Annotated in this window: 18 protein-coding genes; 11 read left to right on the top strand and 7 right to left on the bottom strand. The window is 46.1% G+C overall.

The annotated features are described in order from the left end of the window. Positions 1-601 precede the first annotated feature (601 nt). From KXR87_RS18785 to KXR87_RS18795, 3 genes are read right to left on the bottom strand one after another with little or no spacing between them, the layout of a single operon-like run. Positions 602-3,262: a fimbria/pilus outer membrane usher protein gene (locus tag KXR87_RS18785; RefSeq protein ID WP_437433728.1), complete on the bottom strand. Its 2,661-nt coding sequence runs from the start codon at positions 3,260-3,262 to the stop codon at positions 602-604. A gap of 60 nt (positions 3,263-3,322) precedes the next feature. Then, the gene (locus KXR87_RS18790) at positions 3,323-4,042 is read right to left on the bottom strand and encodes a fimbria/pilus periplasmic chaperone (RefSeq protein ID WP_437433729.1); all 720 of its coding nucleotides are present in this window, start codon (positions 4,040-4,042) and stop codon (positions 3,323-3,325) included. Between the two features lie 44 nt (positions 4,043-4,086). Then, a complete protein-coding gene (locus KXR87_RS18795; protein ID WP_437433730.1) occupies positions 4,087-5,070 on the bottom strand; it encodes a fimbrial protein in 984 nt (327 codons plus the stop codon). 490 nt (positions 5,071-5,560) lie between these two features. Between KXR87_RS18795 and KXR87_RS18800 the strand changes: the two genes are divergently transcribed. Further along, positions 5,561-6,010, top strand: a complete 450-nt coding sequence (locus KXR87_RS18800; RefSeq protein WP_437433731.1) for a winged helix-turn-helix domain-containing protein — start codon at positions 5,561-5,563, stop codon at positions 6,008-6,010. A 275-nt stretch (positions 6,011-6,285) separates the two neighbouring features. Here the strand turns inward: KXR87_RS18800 and KXR87_RS18805 are convergent, their stop codons facing one another. After that, positions 6,286-7,593 (bottom strand): sensor domain-containing diguanylate cyclase, encoded by a 1,308-nt coding sequence (locus KXR87_RS18805; RefSeq protein ID WP_437433732.1) that lies wholly within the window; start codon positions 7,591-7,593, stop codon positions 6,286-6,288. A gap of 312 nt (positions 7,594-7,905) precedes the next feature. Next, positions 7,906-9,351, bottom strand: coding sequence for an MFS transporter (locus KXR87_RS18810; RefSeq protein ID WP_437433733.1), 1,446 nt, complete (start codon positions 9,349-9,351; stop codon positions 7,906-7,908). Between the two features lie 319 nt (positions 9,352-9,670). Between KXR87_RS18810 and KXR87_RS18815 the strand changes: the two genes are divergently transcribed. The 6 genes from KXR87_RS18815 to cspE all read left to right on the top strand — a co-directional run bounded on the left by KXR87_RS18815 (position 9,671) and on the right by cspE (position 14,278). Next, positions 9,671-10,357: a DUF2076 domain-containing protein gene (locus KXR87_RS18815; protein WP_437433734.1), complete on the top strand. Its 687-nt coding sequence runs from the start codon at positions 9,671-9,673 to the stop codon at positions 10,355-10,357. A gap of 522 nt (positions 10,358-10,879) precedes the next feature. Next, the gene (locus KXR87_RS18820) at positions 10,880-11,101 is read left to right on the top strand and encodes a hypothetical protein (protein WP_437433735.1); all 222 of its coding nucleotides are present in this window, start codon (positions 10,880-10,882) and stop codon (positions 11,099-11,101) included. A gap of 674 nt (positions 11,102-11,775) precedes the next feature. After that, positions 11,776-12,180 (top strand): H-NS family histone-like protein, encoded by a 405-nt coding sequence (locus tag KXR87_RS18825; RefSeq protein WP_437433736.1) that lies wholly within the window; start codon positions 11,776-11,778, stop codon positions 12,178-12,180. Positions 12,181-13,138: 958 nt separating this feature from the next. After that, a complete protein-coding gene (locus tag KXR87_RS18830; protein ID WP_437433737.1) occupies positions 13,139-13,303 on the top strand; it encodes a YnfU family zinc-binding protein in 165 nt (54 codons plus the stop codon). A gap of 197 nt (positions 13,304-13,500) precedes the next feature. After that, on the top strand, positions 13,501-13,713 hold the full coding sequence (gene cspF / locus KXR87_RS18835; RefSeq protein WP_437433738.1) for a cold shock-like protein CspF: 213 nt from the start codon (positions 13,501-13,503) through the stop codon (positions 13,711-13,713). A gap of 352 nt (positions 13,714-14,065) precedes the next feature. Then, positions 14,066-14,278, top strand: a complete 213-nt coding sequence (cspE, locus tag KXR87_RS18840; protein ID WP_437433739.1) for a transcription antiterminator/RNA stability regulator CspE — start codon at positions 14,066-14,068, stop codon at positions 14,276-14,278. Positions 14,279-14,878: 600 nt separating this feature from the next. Here cspE and KXR87_RS18845 read toward each other — a convergent pair. Continuing rightward, positions 14,879-15,136 carry a hypothetical protein gene (locus tag KXR87_RS18845; RefSeq protein ID WP_437433740.1) on the bottom strand — a complete coding sequence of 86 codons (258 nt, stop codon included), beginning with the start codon at positions 15,134-15,136 and terminating at the stop codon, positions 14,879-14,881. Between the two features lie 525 nt (positions 15,137-15,661). Between KXR87_RS18845 and KXR87_RS18850 the strand changes: the two genes are divergently transcribed. Then, positions 15,662-16,552, top strand: coding sequence for an oxidoreductase (locus KXR87_RS18850; protein WP_437433741.1), 891 nt, complete (start codon positions 15,662-15,664; stop codon positions 16,550-16,552). Positions 16,553-16,785: 233 nt separating this feature from the next. Here KXR87_RS18850 and KXR87_RS18855 read toward each other — a convergent pair whose 3' ends face one another. Continuing rightward, a complete protein-coding gene (locus KXR87_RS18855) occupies positions 16,786-17,070 on the bottom strand; it encodes a hypothetical protein (RefSeq protein ID WP_437433742.1) in 285 nt (94 codons plus the stop codon). Between the two features lie 859 nt (positions 17,071-17,929). On the opposite strand from KXR87_RS18855, the gene KXR87_RS18860 reads away from it, so the two are divergent. From KXR87_RS18860 to KXR87_RS18870, 3 genes are all read left to right on the top strand, one after another. Beyond that, on the top strand, positions 17,930-19,840 hold the full coding sequence (locus KXR87_RS18860; RefSeq protein ID WP_437433743.1) for a methyl-accepting chemotaxis protein: 1,911 nt from the start codon (positions 17,930-17,932) through the stop codon (positions 19,838-19,840). A gap of 273 nt (positions 19,841-20,113) precedes the next feature. Beyond that, on the top strand, positions 20,114-22,726 hold the full coding sequence (locus KXR87_RS18865) for a bifunctional diguanylate cyclase/phosphodiesterase (RefSeq protein ID WP_437433744.1): 2,613 nt from the start codon (positions 20,114-20,116) through the stop codon (positions 22,724-22,726). A gap of 378 nt (positions 22,727-23,104) precedes the next feature. Further along, positions 23,105-23,335, top strand: a complete 231-nt coding sequence (locus tag KXR87_RS18870) for a hypothetical protein (protein ID WP_437433745.1) — start codon at positions 23,105-23,107, stop codon at positions 23,333-23,335. Positions 23,336-23,597: the final 262 nt, after the last annotated feature.

Here is a 23,597-nt window from a genome sequence, read left to right on the forward strand (position 1 = left end):
GGAGAGGTTCATTTGTATTAGATAAAGCTCGGTGTAATTGGCGACATGAGAGCTAACAGTGACTTTAGCTGGGGAAATTTCAAAATTAACCGGGGACGGACTATTTCCTGATGTGCAGAAAACTTCTTTTGCATCTAATTTCGCGCCATAACTCAAACAAAGAAATATTATAAATACCATTTCTTTAAGAGGAACAGAGATAAGCCTGCAATTAATTATTTCCCTTATGTATTCCCTCATAGCCGTCAGCACTCTTAATGAATAGCCAAAATCTTAGCAAAGACCTTTGGATGTTATCTTTTTTATCTAATAGTAACAAGCCTCCACTAGCTCCGAATAAGAACATTAAAAAAACGAAACATTCTCCTTTTGCCTTAAAAAAAACCTCAGGATATTCTCGATATTCATTCAGCAATCATATTATTTAGAGATTATTATTTCACACGAGAAATATGGAAAACATAATGCATAAGAAAAGTAAACGAGTAAATATAACCCGTTAAACCCAAAGAGAGCCATTAACCTTTCTTATTTTAAGATGTAAAAAAGGCGGTAATCGAAATTACCGCCAAAAATATGACAAGAGAGAAGAGGAGGATAATTAAGGTGTCGCTGCTGCCAGCGCACCGCCAGGCGTTGAAACACGTCCTGGTGACTGGTAAGTCTGACACGGCATAGTGAACTGCTGCGGCAAGCCCTGCATTTCTTTGTCTTTTGGCTCAGGCGCAAGCACATAACTGACCTGACAGCGATTGTGCATCTCTTCGCCCCATTTAACCGTCAGCGTACCTTTATCTTCTTCAACGCGGGCGTAGATCAAGCCCCCCTGAGTAACAGTACCTACGTTAGCATTTTTTTCGTCGAAGACTTCTGCACCAAAGGGAACGGGTTCACCGCCGAACATGGAACGAATCAGAACCGCGGTCCCCCGGTGAGTCTCAAATTTCACTTTGACCACTGCCCCGGCGCGTGGAACCACATTTTGCGAAGTATTTTCAAACTCCACATCCAGCGAAGAACCTTCCGGGTCGATGCCTACGGTATTTATGCTATATGGCACCAGTGATGGATAAAGCGCATAACCAAAGTTGTCGACTTCAGCTCCGGCATAACCCGCTACTTTCGCCCCTTTCGCGCCTTTGGCTTCAATCAGCGCAAAGGTATCACTGTTAAAGGGAGAGAGAGTAACACCGCCTGAGTGGGCTACAGCGGCACCGCTCAGACTGAGCGAGCTGCTCCTGTAATCTCTACCTTTACTGAAGCTGCCGTTTAATGTTGCAACACTGCCCTGCCAGCCTGCCCCAATACTACCTGATGACCCGCTGTAATTATCATGGCTTGCGGTCATGTTGTAGCTGTATTTATTACCTTCACCCAACACCCCGGACAGCATGGCCTGTTCACTTCTGCCGCCGTCACTATTTTCGTTATAACGCAGGCTCAGATAGGGAGCACGTGTTTCATAGCCATCCCACAACGGCATGGATACGCCAAAATACCAGTTTGTTTGCTCGTGCCCGTTGGCTGCCTTACTGCGCCCGGCGCTGATACTGTAGTTCAGACGCCAGAGATTGTTGGAGTAGCCCATCTGGTAATAGGTGTTATAGCCCTGTTTACTGTTCCAATAATTCTCCGTCGATGCGCTGAGGTAAATATTACCCCAGCCCTTCGGCAATCCCTGATTAAGACTGATATTAAAGCGATTTTTAGAGCGCCAGACGCTGTCCACGCTGTAGCCCTGTTTAACGTTATTGCGCGTCTGTAGGGCAGTAAGGAATTCCATGTAGTTTTTACTGGAAAAACGGTACGCAGCAAGGGTGATATTACTGTCGGTTTCGTTAATAAGCTTACTATAACTGATGCGATAGCTCTGGCCTTTAAGCGTGCCGCCGCCTTTTTCTCCAACATCGCTACTGGAGAAGGTTACGTCTGCGCTCAGCGCACCAAACCCTGTCCCCAGTGCTGTTCCAAGCTGGGCCGACTGGTAATTTTTACTGTATTGAATGCCACCATAGCCAGTAAAAAGGTTACTCAGGCCACGTTGATAGGTTGCTTCATAGAACATCGGTTCATCGTCGAGGCCGGTATTACGAAGTTTACCCGCGGTAAAGCTGTACTCATGTACGCCAGGTCGCAATAACTGGGCCACAGAAGCATAAGCCATACTGTACTGCTGTACGCTGCCATCAGCTTCAGTAACAGTGACTTCGAGGTCCCCACCGTACCCTGCGGGATAGAGGTCATCAATAACAAACGCACCCGGGGTCACGGTAGTTTCGTAAATAATGTTGCCCAGCTGGCGAACTGTCACTTTGGCGTTGGTTTTGGCGACACCGCGAATTTCCGGGGCGTAACCGCGCTGCACATCCGGCAACATACGTGGATCGCTGCTGATACGAGCACCTGTAAAAGGCAGGGAGCTGAATATCTGACCGGTGGTATTATTTTCCCCGGCAATAAACTGGCTGCGCAGCAGTGCAATATCTCGCTGCACATACGTATTGGTTACAATGTATTCTCCGCCCTGATCTTTGTCCCAGTTATAGGAGCCGTTGTGGCGTAACTGCCAGGCACCCACGTTGAGGCCCGCGTTCATGGACGCGAACATCGAACGGGAGTCATAGCCGCCGCTGTAGCTGGAATCATAACCGTTGACATAATAACCGAGGGTAAGTGCAGGTATACCACTTTCCCATAGTTCCGGACTCACCGCGCCGCGCATAGCGCGACTGACCATTGCCTGAGGAAGGGTAATATCCAGACGTTGCTCGCCGCTATCGAAGTCCACTTTAGCCTGGGGGATCAGTTTTTCAAGATCGGTACATTCATGTGCCGCTTCGATGGTTTCACGAGCTTCGGTCTCAAGACGATCTTCTTTTAAATTGATAAGGCGAACCAGTTTCGGGCTTAAACAAGGATAGACACGTTTGTCTGCTCCCTCTTTAAACTCCACTTCTTCGCTGTTCACAATTGGCATGTCGTTGAGGTATACGCTGATGCGGTATTTTCCCGGCGAAGCGCTGGAACCGTAGGCAAAGCGATCAAGGTCCACTTTATTGTGACCCATCATGCGTAACAGATCGTCTTCAAATTCGACCACATTACGCGAATATTCATCCGGGTTTGCGGCTGCAATCTCTTCCACGTCTTTACTGGCTATTTCCTCCCCCCATACCGGGAAGGCCATTAATAATGACAACGCCACAGGTGACAACCGGCCACGAAATGGCGATATTTTACATCTGGCGTTAGACAAATCCATAAGACCACTCCAGAAATCCGTTAATCCATTAACCGCAAAGCGCAGAGGTATTGATATTATTTATTTTTGTGCTTTGGCTTCAGTGAGCGCACCGTAATCATTAATAGCGTGGTAATTTAATTTATTTAAATCCGTTACTTTCGCATTTTGGAATTTGTAATGCTGAGCCTCTCCCGGCCCAATCATTTTTCCTTCCAAAATTTCCTTGCCATATTGTAAAACCTGCAATGAGACGAAATAGGGCGTCGGGTTAGTCACATCCACACCACCGTCACTGGCGACATTCCACTTAAGCTGGCTAATTGCCTGAAACGCGTTGCCTTTTAACCCTTCCGGACGGTAAAACATCTTAATACGTGAACGAAAGGCGATATTGAGCCGACTCTGATCGGCTTTAATGCCTTTAGCTTTTGCCGGTACTTCCAGCACATTAATCCAGAAGACGGACTCTTTATCCTGGGGCAGCGGTGGAGAACCTAAGTAGGTAATACGTAATGTCTGTGCTTTACCTGCATCCACACGGTTAATTGGCGGCGTTAATACAAACGGAACCGCAATCTTCCCTGGTATGGCTTTTTCTTTGCCGGCATCCATCCAGTTTTGAATTAATACTGGGGAAGCATTATTGTTGGTAACCGTGACCGTTACTTCTTTTTTCTTGCCGTGATAAATCACGCGCGTACCGCTTAATACAACACTCGCCTGCGCCAGGTGTACTCCGCAGGTAATTAAGGCAACCAGGGCTACCACAGCGCATTTAATACAATGACGCAATCCCATAAATGCTCCTGTTGGAAAAAGGGGCATTGCTGCCCCATTTTGTATTATTGATAATCCAGATCGTAACTTACGAAACCACGCACCATACCGGGAGTAGCTGTACCAGTGGCGATATACTGAACATAATATTGCAACCCAACCTGGGTACTAGGTTTAGCTGGAGCCGTGTTACCAAAGGAGGTAAACAAAGATGAGGCTTTTTGCGATGCTGTATCCCCTACTTTAATTGGGGCAAGGTTGCTATCGAGCAGTTGCAATTCAACATTGGTTGCACTCGGGTAAGCATTCGCACCCGTCGTCGCTGGCCAGGTACGGTCAGTGGAATTGGCACCGGTGTTAACCATGTCAGCAATGTTCAGCAAATTACCGGACGTTGTATTAACGTTATTGTAATAGGCTGAATCATATCCCGTGGTAGGGTTGACGGAGTTATTGATGCTGCCAGCACCAAGCGGCCCACCGAAAATCGCACGCACCTTAGTGATGTTAATGACGTTACCTGTCGGCACGTCATTTACATCTCGTTCACTGATTTTACCCAGATTGCACGTTGTGCTGTTAAAAGGGTTGCTGCCCACTAACAACGTAAAGCCCTTACGCCCTGCAGTGTCGCTTGCAGCCGCCAGTTGCGATGTCGGTACGGTAGGCAGAATAACGGTATTATTGGTGCGCGCCGGGCCTGAAGCGTTATCAGTGTTTGCAACAGAGACCAAACAGGTGCTGTCGGTGATTTCACCGATAAATTCAATGGTACCGCCGTTGGTGGTTTCGGTACCTGCATGTGCCGCGCCCATTGCCAGTGCAGCCAGCACAGATGATGCAATCAGAAGCTTTTTCATATTGTGATGTCCCATAATTGAGATAAAAATTGCAAACGTCCATTTGCTTAATGAGTAAGCAGATAAAGATGGCAGTGCAGTCATAACACTTGCAGCGACAGACAGGTCGGAACCAGTAAGAGATTTCTTATGCATCGCCATCTTCTCGGGCACAAATTTATCTTTAAATGTGATACACACATAATCCATCAAACCCTAAAAATGTTTCACTATAAAAACCGCAAGAAACCAGACGATAAATCCAAAACATTAAATACATGTAGAATTAAAAATTTCTCGTATGCTCTTTTATTGCTTTAAATCAATCTCTTCATCAACAGTTTTCAAGAAAATTTTTCAGCTTTTTCACGTTTTTTAAATAGAACTAATATTAATTAACTGTAAAACAATGAGTTACAAACGAGTCTTTCTTACTTTTATTTAAATTTACGTAAAGAAAAAACACATGTCGCCACAATAGCGATGCCAGACCTGGAGAAACACATTTCCCTGAAATATATATAGCGCTTTAACGGGCTCGACTGATAACTTTAAATAATACATACCAGCCAACATGAATAGCACGTTAATAAACTGACGTATTTCTTATATTTTCCCGCATGTACTTAATTCGTATACTACCGCTTCTTTATGTTCACTTCGTGACCAGATGCAGTTACATATATAAAGGAAATGAATAATGAACAAAACATTATTTGGATATATTATCGGTCAGGATATCCAACTGGATCTTATTCATAAACATCTTATTAATGTCAGCGGCCGCAGTCGTCCAGGTAAACGAGACCGCATCCCCCTGCGTGATACAAAATTGCGTTTGCTGATGTTTTTACTGGCACATGGCGGTAAAGGTGTTATCACCACCCAGAGGCTGATGTCCCAGGTCTGGGACAAACACGGTCTGCGCTCATCGGCACCGCGGTTGTGGCAGGTCATGCAGGATCTTAAACTGACCCTAAGCATGATAGGTATTGAAGACGACTTTATTATTCGGGTAGATAATCGGGGCTACCAAATCAAGGCAGATATCGTCACCGCGCTTTATTGTGAGAACCGTCAACAGAGTGAAGATGTCGAAAAAAACCGTGCAAAATTCATAACGAAAACTCAACCGTCGCTCGCATCATGAGTTGAAATAGCGTTCACCCAGGTTTTATTTCATCATAAATTACATAGCGATAAGTATTAATGCCAGGCGTTACCCCGCTTTTATTTGTTCATAAGGGTAATGAGTCCATTCCATTTATTCATGAAAAATAGTGATACAGCTGGGATTTTGAAAACCAGCTCACTACTTTGGATAGGCTTATGTAACGAATGGCCAGCTGGTCTCCCCTTCTGAAGGGATGGATTTTCTTTCAGAAGGGGCATTTTTTACGATGAGCGCGCGTACGCTGTTCTGGGTTAATCTGCCACGACAACCCGGTTACGCCCCTGTTTTTTTGCGGCATAGAGGGCATTGTCCGCGCGGTTTATCAATGTACTGGCAATCATGTGCTGTGGCGTGTCATGGGGCAATTTATTGCTGCAATCTAACGTGGCTATCCCGATGCTGATAGTCAGAAACCCCAGCGGGCTCGAGTAGTGCGGCAGCTTGAGCGCATTTATCTGCGCACGAAGACGCTCTGCAACCGTCAGTGCAGCGGCTTTATTCGTATCGGGAAGGATGACGAGAAACTCCTCCCCCCCATAACGACTGACATTGTCATCTCTGTGAAGCAGAGATGACACCAGGGAGCGGGCAACCGTTTGCAAACACTCATCCCCGGCCTGATGCCCCTGGCTATCGTTAAATAGCTTAAAGAAATCGATATCCACCAGACATATGGAGAGCGGGTACTGTAGCTCACTGGAACGGGCAATCTCGTTAAGCAGGCACTCATCCATGTAGCGCCGGTTAAATAATCCGGTCAGGTGATCGTGTTGCGCGTGACGCTGCAAAACCTGATTGGCTCCGGCCAGTTTCTGTTCTGCCTGACGCCGCGCGGTGATATCCACCCAGGTAACCGACAGTCCGACCACATTACTACTCGCGTCGGTGACAGCAACGGACTGCGTATCATAACAACGATCGTGCCAGATGATTTCGCGGCCGGGAATGGACTCTCCCATATCGGCCAGCGCAAAATCTTCTTCGAAAAGGTGCCAGAATTCAGGCATCAACTCTGAAAAGTGCCGTTGAAGAAGCTCGTCAGTATTATTGTGCAGCAGACGCGCCATTGCTTTGTTAGACATCACAAGATACCCGTATCTGTCTATCATGCAGAGCGCCACTGGCGTGGTGTCATAGATGGTTTCAAGCTGGAGAACTCGCTCCCCCAGATTCGAAATATTACGATCCACGCCCCGGTAACCGCGAAGCTCCCCCTTATCATCAAATAAGGGAATACCACTGGTTTCCAGGACGACAACGCGCCCGTCCGCGCGTCTGTTTCGATTGACCAGTCCCGAGAATGCCCTTTTTTCCGCCACAATTTCCAGAAAAGTCCGCGCAACGCGTTCTGCTTCACCTGGCGGCATAAAGTCAAACGGCGTTTTGCCAATCACCTCATCGGGAGGATAACCAAGCAAGTCGGTGACCACTTCTGAAGACCAGGTATAGCGTCCCTGGGCGTCGACTTCCCACACCCAATCTGAATTGTCATTCAGCAGTGCATACAGATGATGAATGTCGTCGTCTTGCAGGATCACCTGCTTATTTTTATCGTTCATTGTTATGATCCGCTTGCCTTTCTCCACCCGGTCAGCCGGGCCAGGCGGGATTTTCCACCTGCAATATTACTGCATGACAACGCACCCATCATGGATGCGATTAATGTAAGTGTTTTACTTATTCATTACAATAATGGCAATTAAGACAAAACCGAAACGGCCTTTCGCTCTGTAAATACCGTGTTCGTCCGCGTTGCGACTTAAAACCGGCAAAATGCAACAAAACATGAATTAATGAGCAGTGTTCATAAGTGCCAGTACGCTCCTCGCTAACCGTTGTTTAAGCGGGCCCTGTTTCAGCCCCTTCACTGCTCAGCCTTTTTGGGAAACCGTACTGCCCGCATCGGCGTTAAGACGGGTCATATCGTACAAACCAATGGCCGTGATAAGCGCAATAATCACAAACCCAAGTTTGAATGCCATCCCCTGAATATCTTCATAACCCAGCCAGTCGGTAAGCAACCCCCCGGCCCGGATACTGAGCGCGCCCAGCGTAACCCCTAATCCGCTGGCCAGTTGTAGCGAGGTACTAAACAGGGTATTAGCCGAGCTCATCTCGCCGGGTGGCACCTCGGCAAAGGCCAGGGAACTTATCCCTGTAAACTGCATTGAGCGACTCAGCCCACCGATAAACAGCAGCGTCAGAGTGAGCAGTTGCGGCGAGTCGGGTGCCAGAAAAGCACATAAGAAGAGAGACAACACGCAGACGACCCCATTGCCAATCAGCAGCCGTCTGAAACCAAAACGGCGAATCAGCGGCGTGGTAGCGGGCTTCATGGCGAGGTTTCCGGCAAACACGGCCAGCACCAGCGCACCGGCTTCGAAAGCGTTCATCCCGAAACCTACCTGGAACATGAGCGGCAGCATAAAGGGGGCTGAACTGATCGTGGCGCGCAGTATGAATCCGCCACGCATGGTAATGCGAAAAGAGGGAACCGCCAGCGCCGTCAGACTAACGAGCGGCGCGCGCGCGCGGCGGAGATGGCGTAAGCTCCAGACCAGGGCCATCAGTCCAGCCGCCAGCGTTGCCGCCGCCTGCCACAGGCTGACATGCTGCTGACTGAACATCTCAAGCCCCGCGACCAGGCACAACATCGTGATACCGGTAGCGAAGAATCCCTGAACATCGAACGGACGTTTTTCCTCCTCCGCAAGACCAGGCATCATGCGCAGTGCCAGAATGATAGCCACGATCCCAAGCGGGACATTCAGGAAAAAGATCCAGTGCCAGCTGGCATAGGTGGTAATAAAACCACCCAGTGGCGGACCAATAATCGGGGCCACCAGCGCCGGCCAGGTCAGGGTCGCAATGGCTTTAATCAGTTGGTTTTTTGGTGTAGTGCGCAGTACCACAAGTCGCCCGACCGGCACCATCATTGCCCCGCCTACCCCCTGAAAAATGCGCATCAACACAAATTCCGTCACGCTGTGGGTCAGTCCACATAGCAGCGAAGCCAGGGTGAAAATTCCAACTGCAAGACTGAAGATGGTGCGGGCACCAAAGCGCTCGGCGATCCAGCCGCTCGCGGGAATCAGCATAGCCAGCGTCAGTAAATAGGCGCTGATGCCTATATTCAGATCGATGGCGGAGACGCCGAAGGCTTTCGCCATGTCCGGCAGGGCGGTGGCAATGACCGTCCCGTCAAGAAACTCCATAAAAAATGCGCTGGCAACCAGTAGCGCCACGCCGGAAATTCGTTTGGGATCTTTTGCCCCTTCCCGAGCGGTTTCTGCCTGAGCGGTATCAGACGAGGCCATAATGTGCCCTTAGCATAAATAACCTTTTGCCGATGCAAAGGTCTGACAGGATGAAAAAGTTGTTATACCAAAAAATGGTTAGCACGATAATGACTTTCGCTAAAGAAAGGCCTCGTTTTGAAATGATGCAAATTTTCATTCCACTTACTGCAGCACGCTCTCACTCGCAATGTTCAGTTAACGACATCCTCCTCCCGACACGCTTTACGCCTTGTTGATGTTCCGTTTGTTCTTCCCTTATTAACCATAAGCTAACATCTACCTTATCCGGTGAGCGCAAGCGGCGCTCATCACCTTCCCTGCATTTGAGGTTTTCGCTATGCAACACGAAGAACAACGGCTTATCGAGGGGCTTTTTCAGCGTCTGAAACAAGCGGAGCAGCAAAGCGGTGCAAGGGATGCACAAGCCGAACGGATAATTGAAGCATATGTAAGGCAACAACCCGCCGCCGCGTATTACATGGCTCAGTCGATCCTTATTCAGGAGGCTGCATTAACGCGGCTGCATGACCAGGTACAGGCATTACAAAACGAGGTCGCCACGCTTAAAACGCAACAACCTGCTGGCGGCAGTTTTCTCAGTAGCCTGTTTGGTGGCGGGAAAACCCAGCCCCAGGCCCAGCAGGGCAACACCGGCACACCACCACCATACTCCGCTTCCGGCACACAGTTGCCACCGGCTGCGCCCTCTCGTGCGGGCGGGTTTATGTCTGGTGCACTGCAAACGGCGGCCGGGGTCGCGGGCGGGGTTGTGCTGGCCGATATGCTGACCAGTATGTTTCATCACGCTCAGCCGGAAGAGATAGTGAATATCATTGAACCCCCGGTAACACCGGAAGCGGATTTCACACGCGATCACTCCTGGGGCGACCCCAGTCAGGACAGTTTCCTGCAAGCTTCGGATAACCGCGTGGACGGCCTCAGTGAGGACACCCGAGACCCCTTCTTTGATCAAAGCAGTGACGATGATTTTGATACCAGTAACGACGACGATGGGTTTATCTGATCGTCTTTCGCCCTCATCTTCCCCTGTCCCTCGCCGGATGGGGGCTTAACTTCATGCCGGGTAAAACCTGTTAGTGATATCCGGCGATGAGCGTCGCTCACCGGTGCAGTGATTATTTTGACCGGGTTAAAGGTTATTTTTATTCCTGGTGGTGAGTCTCTGCGTTATTGATTAAAGAGAGCGTAATTGCAATGCTTCGCTACCAGGATATTCCCTCTGCGCCTGATAAATGCTGGAGGGATAGCGTACTTTACGAAATGAGAATCAGAATAATTCTCAGCCATTACTTCGCGATTAATTTCCTGCCCTGAGAACCTGAAAAAGCTCCCCTCAAGACGGAATGCAGAGAACACGTCTCGATTAAGAAAGCCTTAAGATTTACATCAGCAGGCACTATTTTTCTTTGCCATACTCTTTTTACATTAATGGTCTTTTCTCGCCGGGCATATAAAATTAATATCATGACGCCTGCGCGCCAGCCCGGATACGACACATGATAATAAGAGGCTCATCGATCACCACATGAAAGACAGGAAAGTAGACCCCATCGCAAAAATCGCTATGCGCAGCCGAGGCATTACGGTCAAGGAGAAACGGGTCCGTTATCAGGGGGAAATAATTGTCTTCAGGTTCAATCAGGACCACTATGACGTTTACCTGAATGACGAAAAAGTAGGCGATATCGTCACCCACAACATCAATGACGCCATCGCAATCTGGAAACAGCGCAAATCTAAGTTATAAATCCAGTCAATCATTTGCCCGTTATTCATTATTCTCATTTCCGCTACCGTCATTCACACAGCGTAACGCCTTTTCTCGCGCCAAAAACAGACTGCATAAATAACATGCAGTCTTGTGTTTACAAAGAAACCGATGTTACAACGAAAACTCCGTTTGGCCTTAACGTGCAAAACACTTTTACTCTGCAATGTGTTTCACCTTACGCACGACGTAACGTCGCCAGATGGCAATCTTCAGCTTTGGAAAAAAATGTATCATTATTCCGCCATAGCGAAGCGGCGAAGGTAGCGTGCACAACGCCGCCTTTCTTGCCTGCACATGCGCAAGGCGTATCATCACCCACAACGCACCAATAAAAATAGCACCCAAAAACGCAAAATTTTTTAGCCTGAGGCACAAAAAATTTCTCGCTCGCTCACATAATGACGGAAAAGACCTACGAAATTGCAGGATATAAGCATCAGGCTGCGCTTTTATGGAGCGCGGTATCATATTTATACCTCTGCACTCGGATATCGCTCTGCAAAAAATATATCGTGATGCTAAAAACTGAGCATGAGTAAAAAAATAATGCGGTATAGCGGAATTACTCTCTATTGTGGTATTGATTTTTACTCAATAATAACTAAAAATTGTTTTGTTAGATTTTAATTTCCAGGACAAGGAGTAATGTGATGTCAGAAGCACTAAAAAACCTTAACAACATTCGTACCCTTCGCGCGCAATCTCGCGAAGTTTCTCTTGAATCTCTCGAAGAGATGCTAGAAAAACTGGTTGTTATTGTTGAAGAGCGTCGTGAAGAAGAATCTTCACAGAAGCGCGAACTTGAAGAGAAAGAAGCAAAACTGGCTGCGTTCCGTCAGAAATTGCTGGAAGAAGGTATTGATCCAACTGAACTTCTTTCTTCTCTGAAAACCACCACTACCAAGCGTAAGTCAGTGCGTGAGCCGCGTCCGGCTAAATATAAGTATATTGATGAAGATGGCAGCGAGAAAACCTGGACAGGCCAGGGTCGTACGCCAAAAGCAATTACTGCCGCGATTAAACAAGGCAAAAAGCTCGAAGATTTCGCAATCTGATTTTTTTAGTGGGGAGCGTTTTTTTCTCCCCACTTCTCTTTCTTACACCCTCTTCGCTTTACGATCATTTCCCTTTGCCAGACGCCTTTCTCTCGCTTTGACCATACATTACTTCAGAATATGTCCTGATATTCTCGATCACTTTGACGTGCTGTTTACCTTCTCACGATCTGCAAGGTCAGTTCATCACCGCACCGTTTACCTGAAATTAGGATGTTTCCTGAATAATTATTCTGCCCCTTCCTGTGGTTATTACAGGTGGATCGAGGAAAAGGATTTTTCGTCCCCCAGAAACTACATAGTTTTACGCTGAATCTATTTTCATCTGAACATATGTTTTAAATCAGGTTGGATGTTCGGCGCGTGGGACATTCAGTACTCTCGTAGGGCACAATTTTATCAGGGTTATCAGTTTTAAAGAAACATGGCAGGTTATCTTCTTCTTAAGGCCTGGCAGGTACGTTATTCAAGGCAACAACCAGGTCTGATTGGTCGCAATTACCGCAGATTGCTGTTTATAAGCATCACACCTCGGTTACTCGCCTCCACTGCCGCCAGTTATACTCCCTGAGCGTAAAAACGCCTCATTGATTTTCAGTCAGTAGCCGTCAACATTTCTGAATGCAGGCTTCGGTTATCGGCTATGAAGATCGTTCTTCTAAAAGAGTGGCTGCTGCCGTAAGAATTTGACCTTGCTTACCAGTAGCGGCAATCGACCTTCACCGGTTTTAAGAAAAGGTATATTGCCCTTGCACGGCATCAACCCCGAGTTACGTGGCTGGTAGAAAATCCGCCAGAACAAAACGACGTGGCTGTTTATATACCAGGCGACGCTGGGCCAATGACACATGCCTGGCGAAAGGTCTTGCATTTTTAAATATGACCCAGAGGTTAATAAATCTAAGCAGTAGCCTGATTAAACGTGTATGGTAGGCCCCCCTCATATCAGGAGTTGCCTATGTCCGGACGTAAAGACGCATTAACCCGCCGTAACCATTTAGTAAAATGCCCGTGCCCTAACTGTGCCAAAGATTCTGAACATAGCTTCAGCCGGGTTCAGAAAGGTGCCCAGCTTGTCTGCCCATACTGCAATAAATTATTTAAATCTGCCCCACGTTTCTGACAGAACGTTCATGCCAGGTGTAAAGATGAATGATTCAGTAATCGACTCATCTGGCAATGTTGTTCACTCTCTTTCGTGACCGATCGAACAAATTTTTTCGGCAACTGGTCAGGCGACCTGGCTTATAAAAAGCTAAAGAGTAGCAATGTATTAATTTTAGCGTATAGTTGTTCCGGGTTTACATAAAAGGAACATCGTTGTCTCGTAAAATGACAGGCATTGTCAAAAGCTTTGACAGCCTCAGTGGTAAAGGGCTCATCACCCCATCAGATGGTCGAAAAGACGTTCTTCTGCATATTTCAGCTTTCAATACCAGTGAATCAGAACAACTCCTGCCAGGCATTCGCGTTGAGTTTTGCCGCATCAATGGTCTTAGCGGACCGGTAGCGGCAAATATATACCTCTCATAACAGTCACTGCATCCAGACGTTTTTTCGTAAGGTTAAGTAAAAACTTAAAAGCATAGACAAAGCGGATGTTAAGCGCACCGCGAGAAACCGACAGACATTTAGCCATCCGGGCGTGTGAGCGGTTAAAATAAAAAAAGTTAAACATTGCTAAATAAAAATTACTGTGCCTTAATGACGTTACCGGTTTGGAATACAGACCTTATGAACGCAGTTTTAGTAAAGCAGTCCTCAGTTCAAGTGTTATCCAAAGATACTCTTCTTCGTGAGCCTTCTCCTAAGCGCCAAGTAAGTAACTCTTTTATTACAGGCCATCATCGCCGCCTCGCGTGGCTCATCAACTAAGGAAGTATCTATGTCTAATAAAATGACTGGTTTAGTAAAATGGTTTAACTCCGATAAAGGTTTTGGCTTCATCACCCCTAACGATGGCAGCAAAGATGTATTCGTACATTTCTCTGCTATTCAAAGTGATAGCTTTAAAACTCTGGATGAAGGTCAGCAGGTTTCTTTCACCATTGAAAATGGTGCAAAAGGCCCGGCAGCGGCTAACGTTACCGCGCTGTAAGCAAGACCCTGTTATCGTGTAGAGGTGAAAAACCGGTCCTGTCTAAGGCCCCCTTATTACGCTCTGCTGATAATCATAAAGCCCGCTTATTGCGGGTTTTTTAATACCTTAACGCTGACAATGCATTTTTACCCGTGCTCATGATCGTCGTCCTGCCAGGGTGTCTTTGCCAGAGCTGACAAAATTTATGGATGTCAGTGGTATATTTTTCCTTCGATATATCCTTTAAGCAAAAAGCGAAGTGATACAATGAGTGATAACGCAACAGCGAGGAGAAATTTATTCCTAACATTAAATTTACATGTCCGGTCTGTAACTGTAAGAAATTTATTTTTACTACCTTCAGTGCAGACAAAGATACCCCACATGGCGCGCTATGCTCGGCCTGTGGTACCCGTTTATCTATAAGATCCTGCATTCCAGACGACGCTCATCTTTCTCAGATTATGGTTTTTCACGACATCAGGTAGGTTATAGCGAAGCGGATGTTTTTGCCAGACTCTATGACTAGCAATCTTTCTTCTATAAAAAGGTAATAGTTGAAAGCTGACATAATAACGTCGTAAAAATAAAATCCTTGCCTTATTTTCGACGTGCCATTCATTTTTTTGTAAACATAACCGACTTAAGCGCCCGCTCATAAAGTTCAATTTCTTCTAACGATGCGCTGGATTCATATTTTTGGGCGTACTGACGTTTCAAATGCTCAATTAATGCTTCCCTACTAAATTCTTCGCGTGGGCGTGTACTGAGCAGGAACTCTATCGCTTCGCCAATTATTACATTCTCATTTTTCACGCCAACCCCTTGTTTAAGATATATTCTTAACAACCCAAGGAGTAAATGAGAATTCATCATCAGGCATAATCATGTGGACTAAAGTGCAATTCGCCATGAATATACGAATGAAATTAGATAATATTCACGGTTAAGGTTGATTGGTTACATTAAACCTAAGCATACGCCATTATCATGCGGATAGCTTGTTTTAATACCGGTTAATCAGACCTGGTCCTGAAACTGCAAAAAAAGAGTTCCATAACGTTAAAAAGAGTCACCCACTGGCGTCTCTGCCGCTACGTTTTCAATCGTGCTTATGCATTATTACCCCTCCCCTGCGACGTTACGTTCTGGGCATTTTTGATCCGAAAATAAAATCCCCCACGCCGTGCTCCTGCTATTAAAAGATAAAATATGCTCTGACAGAGCGTTAAGGCTGTCATTCTCCCCTACACTTTCAGATATGGTTAGCCTTACTTACGCCTGAAAAAGTTGAAACGGGTTATACGCAACAGAGGCCACATTACAAACGCCCTCTGCCGGGCATCTGCCAGTGGTTCATCTCTTGTTTGACCATGGCATAGCAGATCAGGAGAAGGTTCAATGTCAGACTTTCCAGCCACTGCGCTGATTGGACCGGGTGCGATAGGGACCACTATCGCGGCGGTACTGCATGAAGCAGGCCGGACGCCGCTACTTTGCGGACGCTCCGCGCATTCAACATTAGTCTTGCGTCATGATGAAGGCGAAATTGTTGTTCCCGGTCCGGTGTTAACCGATCCCGCAACCATCAAACACCCCATGAGCCTGGTTTTCGTGGCGGTAAAAACGACTCAGAACGCCGACACTGCCAGGTGGCTGTGCGTTTTATGCGATGAAAATACGGTGGTCTGCGCTTTGCAAAATGGTGTTGAACAAAAAGCTCAACTTGCAGGGTTGGTCAATGGCGCAACGGTACTGCCGTCGGTGGTCTGGTTTCCGGCTCAGCGTGAACCTGATGCATCGGTCTGGCTACGCGCTAAACCGCGTCTGACGTTACCGAATGTTCCGCAGGCAAAACGGGTGACAGAGGCCCTGAGCGGCACCTCATGCAGCGTTGAGCTGTCCGACGATTTTTGTTCTGTGGCCTGGCGCAAGCTTTTACAAAATGCGGTAGCCGGCCTGATGGTTCTGGCAAATCGCCGTGCCGGTATGTTTTCCCGCGAGGACGTCAGCACGCTTGCCCACGCTTATCTGCATGAGTGTCTGGCGGTAGCTCGCGCAGAAGGGGCGGTACTGGATGATCGTATCGTGGAGGAGATCATAGAGGGTTTTCAACGCGCCCCCGCCGATTTAGGCACCTCGATTCTGGCCGACCGGCAGGCTAATCGCCCGATGGAATGGGATATCCGTAACGGCGTGATACAACGCTACGGTCATGCTCATGGCATTCCAGTTCCGGTTAGCGATGTGCTGGTTCCGCTGCTGGCAGCGGGAAGTGAGGGGCCTGGCTAATCACGCCAGCAAAACCGCGACCGCAAACAACACTCCTGCGTAAAAGCAAAGAAACAGCTCAGATTTTACGCGCCAGGTGTTGCCAGCGGCGGAGTGTGATGCACTTATACGCTGTTATTAAGCAGGCATACAGCCAGGTATTTCATAAAAAAGGGCAAGCGACATTACCTGCCCTATAACTCTGCACCTTAAGTTAAATGATATATAAGAAGCTACCTTGCTCCCGGTTGTATTCATTGTTTCGGGTTGAAGGCTCCACGCTTTATGTTTACAAGCCTGTTATTCCCGGATAGAGAACCCTTACTGGATTCCTTTTCTGCGTTGAACGCCTGAGATATCCAGATGTCACGGATCAAGGATGAGCAGGTTTTACGGTGTTCTTCATTTAATGACACCTGCATTTTACTGACGATGCTATTTATTAGCTCGCTATGAGTAAGATTTTCTTCCAGCAGCAATTCCTTTACCGTTTGCATTAAAATTAAATCTTCGGGGCTCACACTACGCTTAAAAATCATGGTGGCGACCTAATTTCTTAAGGTAAAATTAAGGTTTGCTCATAATCAGCCCTGCATTATTGCGGTTCTGAATTGATGTATAAGCAATTAAAAAATACTGCCGTTTTTGCTTGATTTCAATAACCAGGCCTTTATTATCTGTTTGCGACATGAATGTTATTTTTTACATGCACCAAAATAATTTAATTTAAGTTTACTTTTCCAGGAAAGCTGGCTGATTTAATTTTTTCGTTATAGTGCAAAAGTATGCGAACACTGTGCAAAGCGTGATTCCGGTGTTTATCATCTGAGAATGCAAGGGGTTATCGGTCATGGACACCCGACAACAATCTGGGTGTATTTATGATAGATATCAAAAAGATAGATTTTTTAAGTAATAACTTCACCTGGGTGTCGCTCTGTCTGCTCAGGAACAGTCGTGTGCTCCAGGCAGAACGCCATTATGTTAACGGTGATTGTAGCCACTCATAGTAAAGAGACGAAATATCGGAAGATTTGAACAGGGACTTTTGCAATTGACCGGAAATGTTCGCTGCGAGAATGATTGACAGTATTATCATTGAGATGTTTTTAAGGTTAACACCCTTCTCATGCTAATTATTATCAGGGTGGCATTTACTGAGTGTTAAACAGATCACATATATTATGCAATACAGAAAAAAATATTAAAAGAAACAAACCTTGCATCATGCTTCTTACAGATAATATTAATGTTTTATCAAACACGGCCGATGACAAGATGAGTCAATTCATAATGAATATTAGACCCAGCATTTACACTACGCGAAACAGTAGAGTGAAAGTTTCCGTAACATAAAGATAATTAAAGAAAACCAGGTATTTTAACGAGGAACCCTCTATGGCTCAGCTACTACCATCTCTAAAAAACCTTCCTGTGGCTGCTAAACTATTTGGTGGCTTTACGGTTTTAATAATTATTATCGTACTCTCTTCTTTGATCAGTATTGTTCAGTCTGACACCATCCGCAATCATGCCCTTAAGGGAAAACTCATTAATGAAATTAGTGACGAACTGAACACGGCAAGACGTAATCGTTTGATATACCAGCTTAATCATGAAGATGCGGCCCTGCAGAATAATATAGCAGCCATCCGCAAAATGGATCAAATTGCGTTTAAGGGTCAAAACTTCACCTGGGATAAGGATGCAGGGATCTTATTTAAGGAACTGCGCGATACCATCCCTCTTTACGCCAGTCAGCGTGACAGCTTTGTACAGTTAGACTCCCTGACAAAGCAAAAAGCAGCGCAACTGACCTCACAGGATTCGAAAGCACCACTGGTTCAATACAGTGCCCTCCTGTTCCAGCAGCAAAGCATTTCTAAAGATGAAGTGTCGTTACTTGTCGATTTGAATGAGATGGGAATGTCCGTGTATGAGATACAGTCCTCCACCGGGAAACGTGGGATGGACGACTTTATGACGGAGTACAATGCTGCATTAAAGTTGATAAATTCTGAAAACATCGTCCTTTCTCTCCCGGCAAAGGAACAGGCGTTAAAGTATCTCAAGCTCATGCGTGAAAACGTAGAGGCCTATAGTCATTCCTTAATTGAATCCCAGAAAGCAGCTACGGTGTTAACAGGTGTGGCTGATAAAATAAACACAATTACGACCGATCTTGTTGCAGGGCAAACACAAAAAAATATTGATGTCATTCAAAACGTAATGTTAACCATGGCATTGGTTGCCGTCTGCGCAGTAATAACTGGACTGCTCGTGGCCTGGCTGTTGACAAGGCAGATGACCCGCCAGATCAAACATAACCTGACGCTTGCTGAACGCATAGCCGGGGGCGATCTCACTGCGATTATTGAGCCTCAGTCGAAAGATGAACTTGGGCGGTTAACCATCGCGATGGGCATAATGAACGATAAGCTCCGGGAAATGATCGCCCAAATCAAAGAATCTGTTGTCCACGTCGCCAGCGCCTCTTCTGATATTTCGGCTGGCAATGTTGACCTCGCTTCCCGTACGGAAGAGCAGTCAGCGGCAGTGGTCGAAACGGCTGCGAGTATGGAAGAGTTGACCTCTACGGTCAGACGTAATGCTGATAACGCCCGTGAGGCAAGCCAGCTTGCCGGGGTCGCCGCCGAACATGCTCGCGCTGGTGGAAAAATTGTCTGGGATGTGGTCAGCACAATGGAAACCATCACTGAAAGTTCTAATAAAATTACAGATATCATTAATGTTATTAACAGCATTTCATTCCAGACGAATATTCTGGCATTGAACGCTGCAGTCGAGGCAGCGCGCGCGGGAGAGCAAGGTCGCGGATTTGCGGTGGTGGCCGGAGAAGTACGAAATCTTGCGCAGCGAAGCTCGCAGGCTGCGAAAGAAATTGAAGTTCTGATCAAAGAGTCAGTCAATCGCGTGCATCTTGGTTCCGAAATGGCTAATCAGGCTGGTTCGACTATGGAGCAAATTGTCGAATCGGTTACGAATGTCAGCGGCATTATGAATGAAATTTCCGATGCTTCAGATGAGCAAAGCAGAGGTATTGACCAGATAGGGAAAGCTGTCACCGAGCTTGATTCTACTACCCAGCAAAATGCTGCCCTGGTCCAGGAGTCATCAGCAGCGTCATTATCTCTTGAGCAACAGGCCGAACAGCTTTCTCAATTGGTTTCAGTATTCAAAATTGGCACTGAACCGCAAAAAAATAAACCTAAATCCGCCTTGCCTGTCAGACGTTCCCTGCGACCTGCAGCAGTGACGAGCGCCGGGACTGACTGGGAATCCTTTTAATATTTATACCCTCCTTAACCGGAGGGTATAAAAATGGTTTTAATTTTCACTGAAGCGACTCTAAGGCCTTCTTTATAGTAACGTTTCTTACCAGGCGCAGTATTTACCATAGTGGCCGGCACACCACTCAGCACCCGTGCGACTTTATAACGTTAACGATAGTTTGAATGAGTAGAGTCACAACTATATGCCTGGTAAGCTTTTTTAAGATTTCTATAAGACAAGCAAAGATACTTTTTTGGGATTCATGAGTCATTAATTCAAGGTCTAATCATGAGCTTATTCGATAATAGAACGCCACCCTCGCTGGATGGCAAAACTCAAGAGATACTCCAGCAAATTACATTACTCATCCCGGGTTTAATGATATTTATATTTTTAACCATAATTCTCACGCTTGTTCAGATAAAAAAAGATTTAAATCACTATGATTATAATGAAAAGTCTCATTTAATAACAAAATCCCTTGATAATCGCCAGGAAAATTTACGTTTGCATTTAACAGATAATGCAAACTGGAATGAGGCTTATGATAACCTTTCAAGCACCGTGAACAAAAACTGGGCCTGGAATGAGCAAAATTTTGGTAGTTCTCTTTACTCAAAATTTAACTACGAAGGTGTTTTTATTTTATCTCCAGATGGGAAAACTCAGTATAGCATACAGAATGGGCAACTGAGTACAGTACCAATGGATAAATGGTTAGGAAAAGATATTTCCCGGAGCCTTTTCGCTGCCCTTGATGAAAGTAAGGGAAAAACCATTTCAAAATTGATTAATATTAATGGCCAGGTTGCATTAGTGGCAGCAGCATGGATTGTGCGTGAAAACATTAAATTCGAGTCTTATATTAATCAAAAAAATACGTTGATGATTTTTTTCGACATATTAACTCCAGTGAAAATGCAGAAACTTGGAGATGAATACGGCATTACCGATCTCCATTTAATATCAGCACACGCTGCGGATCCCATATTGAATCAGAGTAAGATTTGCACCTCAGATATTGAAGAGTGCTTAACGGTTGCGTGGCAGAGCAAATCCCCTTCTGAGCATTTACTTTACTGGGTTATCCCTCTGCTGATTCTTTTCATGGTCACTGCTGCGCTCTTCGCCTTACATCTTACCCGTAAGGCTATGATGAAAGCACGTTTGAATGATGAACAGACATTTTTGTTGGAACAAAGCCGCTCTGAATTATTATATAGCGAGCAACGCTTTAAAGACGTTGTCGATGCAACGACTGACTGGATATGGGAAGCTAACCCTTCGTTAAAGATTACATGGATTTCTGCGCGCTTCCCATTAATTACTGGCTACAGTATCAATGAGTGGCTTCAGCGAAGCTTAATAGACTTTTTTGAAGATAACCATGCCACAATCAAAGGCTGGCTGACGCCAACCCAATCAGGTAACTGTTTGTCTTTGTCTCATTGCCGTTACGTTTCCGCGACGGGCAATAACCGCTACTGTAACTTAACTATAAAGAGAGCACGGTTGCCGGATGGCACAATGGGCTTTCGTGGTACCGCCTCTGATGTCACCCATGAGGTGGAAGCGAATGAGCGTATTCGCTTTCTCTCCCATCATGATGCATTAACGGGACTGCCTAATCGCGTAATGATGCAGGAATTTCTTACAGGTAAATTACAATCCCGAAGCGAAGCGGGTAATTCGCTGGTAATGTTGAGTCTGGATCTTACGGATTTTAAATCAGTCAATGATTTATACGGCCACGCCGCAGGCGATATCGTTCTCAGCGAAGTGGCTGACAGGTTACGCCATTGCTTAAGTGATTCAGACATGGTGACACGCCAGGGAGGAGATGAATTTATCATTATTGTATCTGACCCCAGCCAGGATAATGATATTGATGCTCTTTGTCAGAGAATTATTGATTCGGTGAGTAAACCTTATCATGTCTATAATAACCAAATATTTGTAGGTGTGAATATCGGTTGTGCACGTTCGCCGCAGGATGCCCTGACAGCTAACGATTTATTAATCTATTCGGATATCGCCCTGTATAAATCGAAAAACAAAGGCGGGAACTCCTATGAAATCTATCAATCTGATATGTTCAAGCAAATTATCCAGCGCAGGGAAATGGAAAGTGATTTACGTGAAGCAATAGAGAAAGACCAACTGTTTCTGGTTTACCAACCTAAATTTGATATCAAGAAGTCATGCATGACCTCAGTGGAAGCCCTGGTGCGCTGGCGGCATCCCCGGCATGGAGTCATTATGCCCGATCAGTTTATCTCTCTGGCTGAAGAAACGGGTATCATAACCTCTATTACCGATTGGGTACTTGAAAATGCCTGCAAGGAAGTCGCCCAGACTTTTGATAAAATTAGCCTTTCAGTTAACATTTCGCCCCTGGAATTTAAAACCAGTGATGTAATTCTCAGAATTAAAAAAGCCCTAATGGCTTCCAGTTTATCTTCATCTCGCCTCGAACTGGAAGTCACCGAGAACATCACATTATGCAAACCGGAGCGCGCATTGCAGATAATGCAGGAATTGAAAGAGATGGGTATCAGATTAGTTATCGATGATTTCGGTACAGGTTTTACCTCTCTGTACCACCTGCATAGTTTTCCTTTTCATGGAATAAAAATTGATAAATCGTTCATCTTTGCCATGAATGACTCACAAACTGCAAAAAATATAGTTGAAAAAATCATTGGCATAAGTAAAGACTATAACATGGAAGTCACTGCAGAAGGCGTTGAAACACAGGAGCAGCTGTTACAATTAAAAAAATACAATTGTGATATTGCACAGGGCTATTATTTTAGTCGCCCTACCTCGCTGGAAGTTATTCGATGCAATATGTACGAAAAAGAGGCATACAAAATTGTAGATTTATTAAAATGTCGATAGGTAACTTTCAGAGAAAACAGGTAGCTGACGGGGTGATTTTTAAACCCCACGAGCATCGTCCTGGGTACCCGTTTACGCTCCGCGCGTTGGCAAGCCACTATAGTCGGACTCGTCAGTGTGATTCCCGACCCGCCGCTATGTTTCTGGCGCGTGGTCATAGCGATAGTTTAAGGTTTAGCATCCCGGGCGGGCTTCGTTAACCACAGCCTGGTGATGCTCTTTTCGCCGCTCTGAGGCGACCTGGTTTTCGCTGAAATAGCGCGAATGCTGTCAAGTCAGACTTATTCAGCTACATTAAATATTCCTGTCGCCCAGGTACTCGCTTTCGAAAGTTTTCTGTTTATCAGCGAGTATCACCGCCTTGATCAAGGAGAGGTTATGAAGCCAGTCGAAGAAGTGATTGATGACCTGCAGTGCCGTGCTTTAGCTTATGAAATAATTTTTCAGTCTATTTGCTCGCAACTCCCGCAGGTATTTATAGAAAAAGCCGCAGAAAACATCGACCTTTACTTTGAAACCTTTGAATCCAGCACGCATTCCGAGGCAGGAAAGGTAAAGCTCAAGAGTGCAAAAGCGATTGCCACAAGGATCTTAGGTACCAGGCGTTAACCTTTACTGCTGGCCTGATAGTTACGCCAAAAGGAATGAACGATAATGCTAACGCCGCACTGGCGGGAATGGCCCGACCCAACACTCTGGCGCTAAGCGGCAGTTAACAGGTAACCGCCTGAGAGGCCCGGTTTATACCGCCGTGGGGTTTACCGCTGCCGCCAGGGCCTCGCTCGCACAAAACAGGCGTGGATCATGCCACGGCGAAAAGACAGAGCACGTCAGCCGAAGCATCGATAAATCTGACGCCTGTTGACCGCAG

Origin of the sequence: Yokenella regensburgei (assembly GCF_051486985.1) — a bacterium.
Classification (GTDB): domain Bacteria; phylum Pseudomonadota; class Gammaproteobacteria; order Enterobacterales; family Enterobacteriaceae; genus CBFFRJ01.

Excerpts from the sequence above, each read along its gene's own strand:
- KXR87_RS18785 (WP_437433728.1), bottom strand. The coding sequence starts at position 3,262 with ATGGATTTGTCTAACGCCAGATGTAAAATATCGCCATTTCGTGGCCGG.
- KXR87_RS18790 (WP_437433729.1), bottom strand. The coding sequence starts at position 4,042 with ATGGGATTGCGTCATTGTATTAAATGCGCTGTGGTAGCCCTGGTTGCC.
- KXR87_RS18795 (WP_437433730.1), bottom strand. The coding sequence starts at position 5,070 with ATGGATTATGTGTGTATCACATTTAAAGATAAATTTGTGCCCGAGAAG.
- KXR87_RS18800 (WP_437433731.1), top strand. The coding sequence starts at position 5,561 with ATGAACAAAACATTATTTGGATATATTATCGGTCAGGATATCCAACTG.
- KXR87_RS18805 (WP_437433732.1), bottom strand. The coding sequence starts at position 7,593 with ATGAACGATAAAAATAAGCAGGTGATCCTGCAAGACGACGACATTCAT.
- KXR87_RS18810 (WP_437433733.1), bottom strand. The coding sequence starts at position 9,351 with ATGGCCTCGTCTGATACCGCTCAGGCAGAAACCGCTCGGGAAGGGGCA.
- KXR87_RS18815 (WP_437433734.1), top strand. The coding sequence starts at position 9,671 with ATGCAACACGAAGAACAACGGCTTATCGAGGGGCTTTTTCAGCGTCTG.
- KXR87_RS18820 (WP_437433735.1), top strand. The coding sequence starts at position 10,880 with ATGAAAGACAGGAAAGTAGACCCCATCGCAAAAATCGCTATGCGCAGC.
- KXR87_RS18825 (WP_437433736.1), top strand. The coding sequence starts at position 11,776 with ATGTCAGAAGCACTAAAAAACCTTAACAACATTCGTACCCTTCGCGCG.
- KXR87_RS18830 (WP_437433737.1), top strand. The coding sequence starts at position 13,139 with ATGTCCGGACGTAAAGACGCATTAACCCGCCGTAACCATTTAGTAAAA.
- cspE (WP_437433739.1), top strand. The coding sequence starts at position 14,066 with ATGTCTAATAAAATGACTGGTTTAGTAAAATGGTTTAACTCCGATAAA.
- KXR87_RS18845 (WP_437433740.1), bottom strand. The coding sequence starts at position 15,136 with ATGATGAATTCTCATTTACTCCTTGGGTTGTTAAGAATATATCTTAAA.
- KXR87_RS18850 (WP_437433741.1), top strand. The coding sequence starts at position 15,662 with ATGTCAGACTTTCCAGCCACTGCGCTGATTGGACCGGGTGCGATAGGG.
- KXR87_RS18855 (WP_437433742.1), bottom strand. The coding sequence starts at position 17,070 with ATGATTTTTAAGCGTAGTGTGAGCCCCGAAGATTTAATTTTAATGCAA.
- KXR87_RS18860 (WP_437433743.1), top strand. The coding sequence starts at position 17,930 with ATGGCTCAGCTACTACCATCTCTAAAAAACCTTCCTGTGGCTGCTAAA.
- KXR87_RS18865 (WP_437433744.1), top strand. The coding sequence starts at position 20,114 with ATGAGCTTATTCGATAATAGAACGCCACCCTCGCTGGATGGCAAAACT.
- KXR87_RS18870 (WP_437433745.1), top strand. The coding sequence starts at position 23,105 with ATGAAGCCAGTCGAAGAAGTGATTGATGACCTGCAGTGCCGTGCTTTA.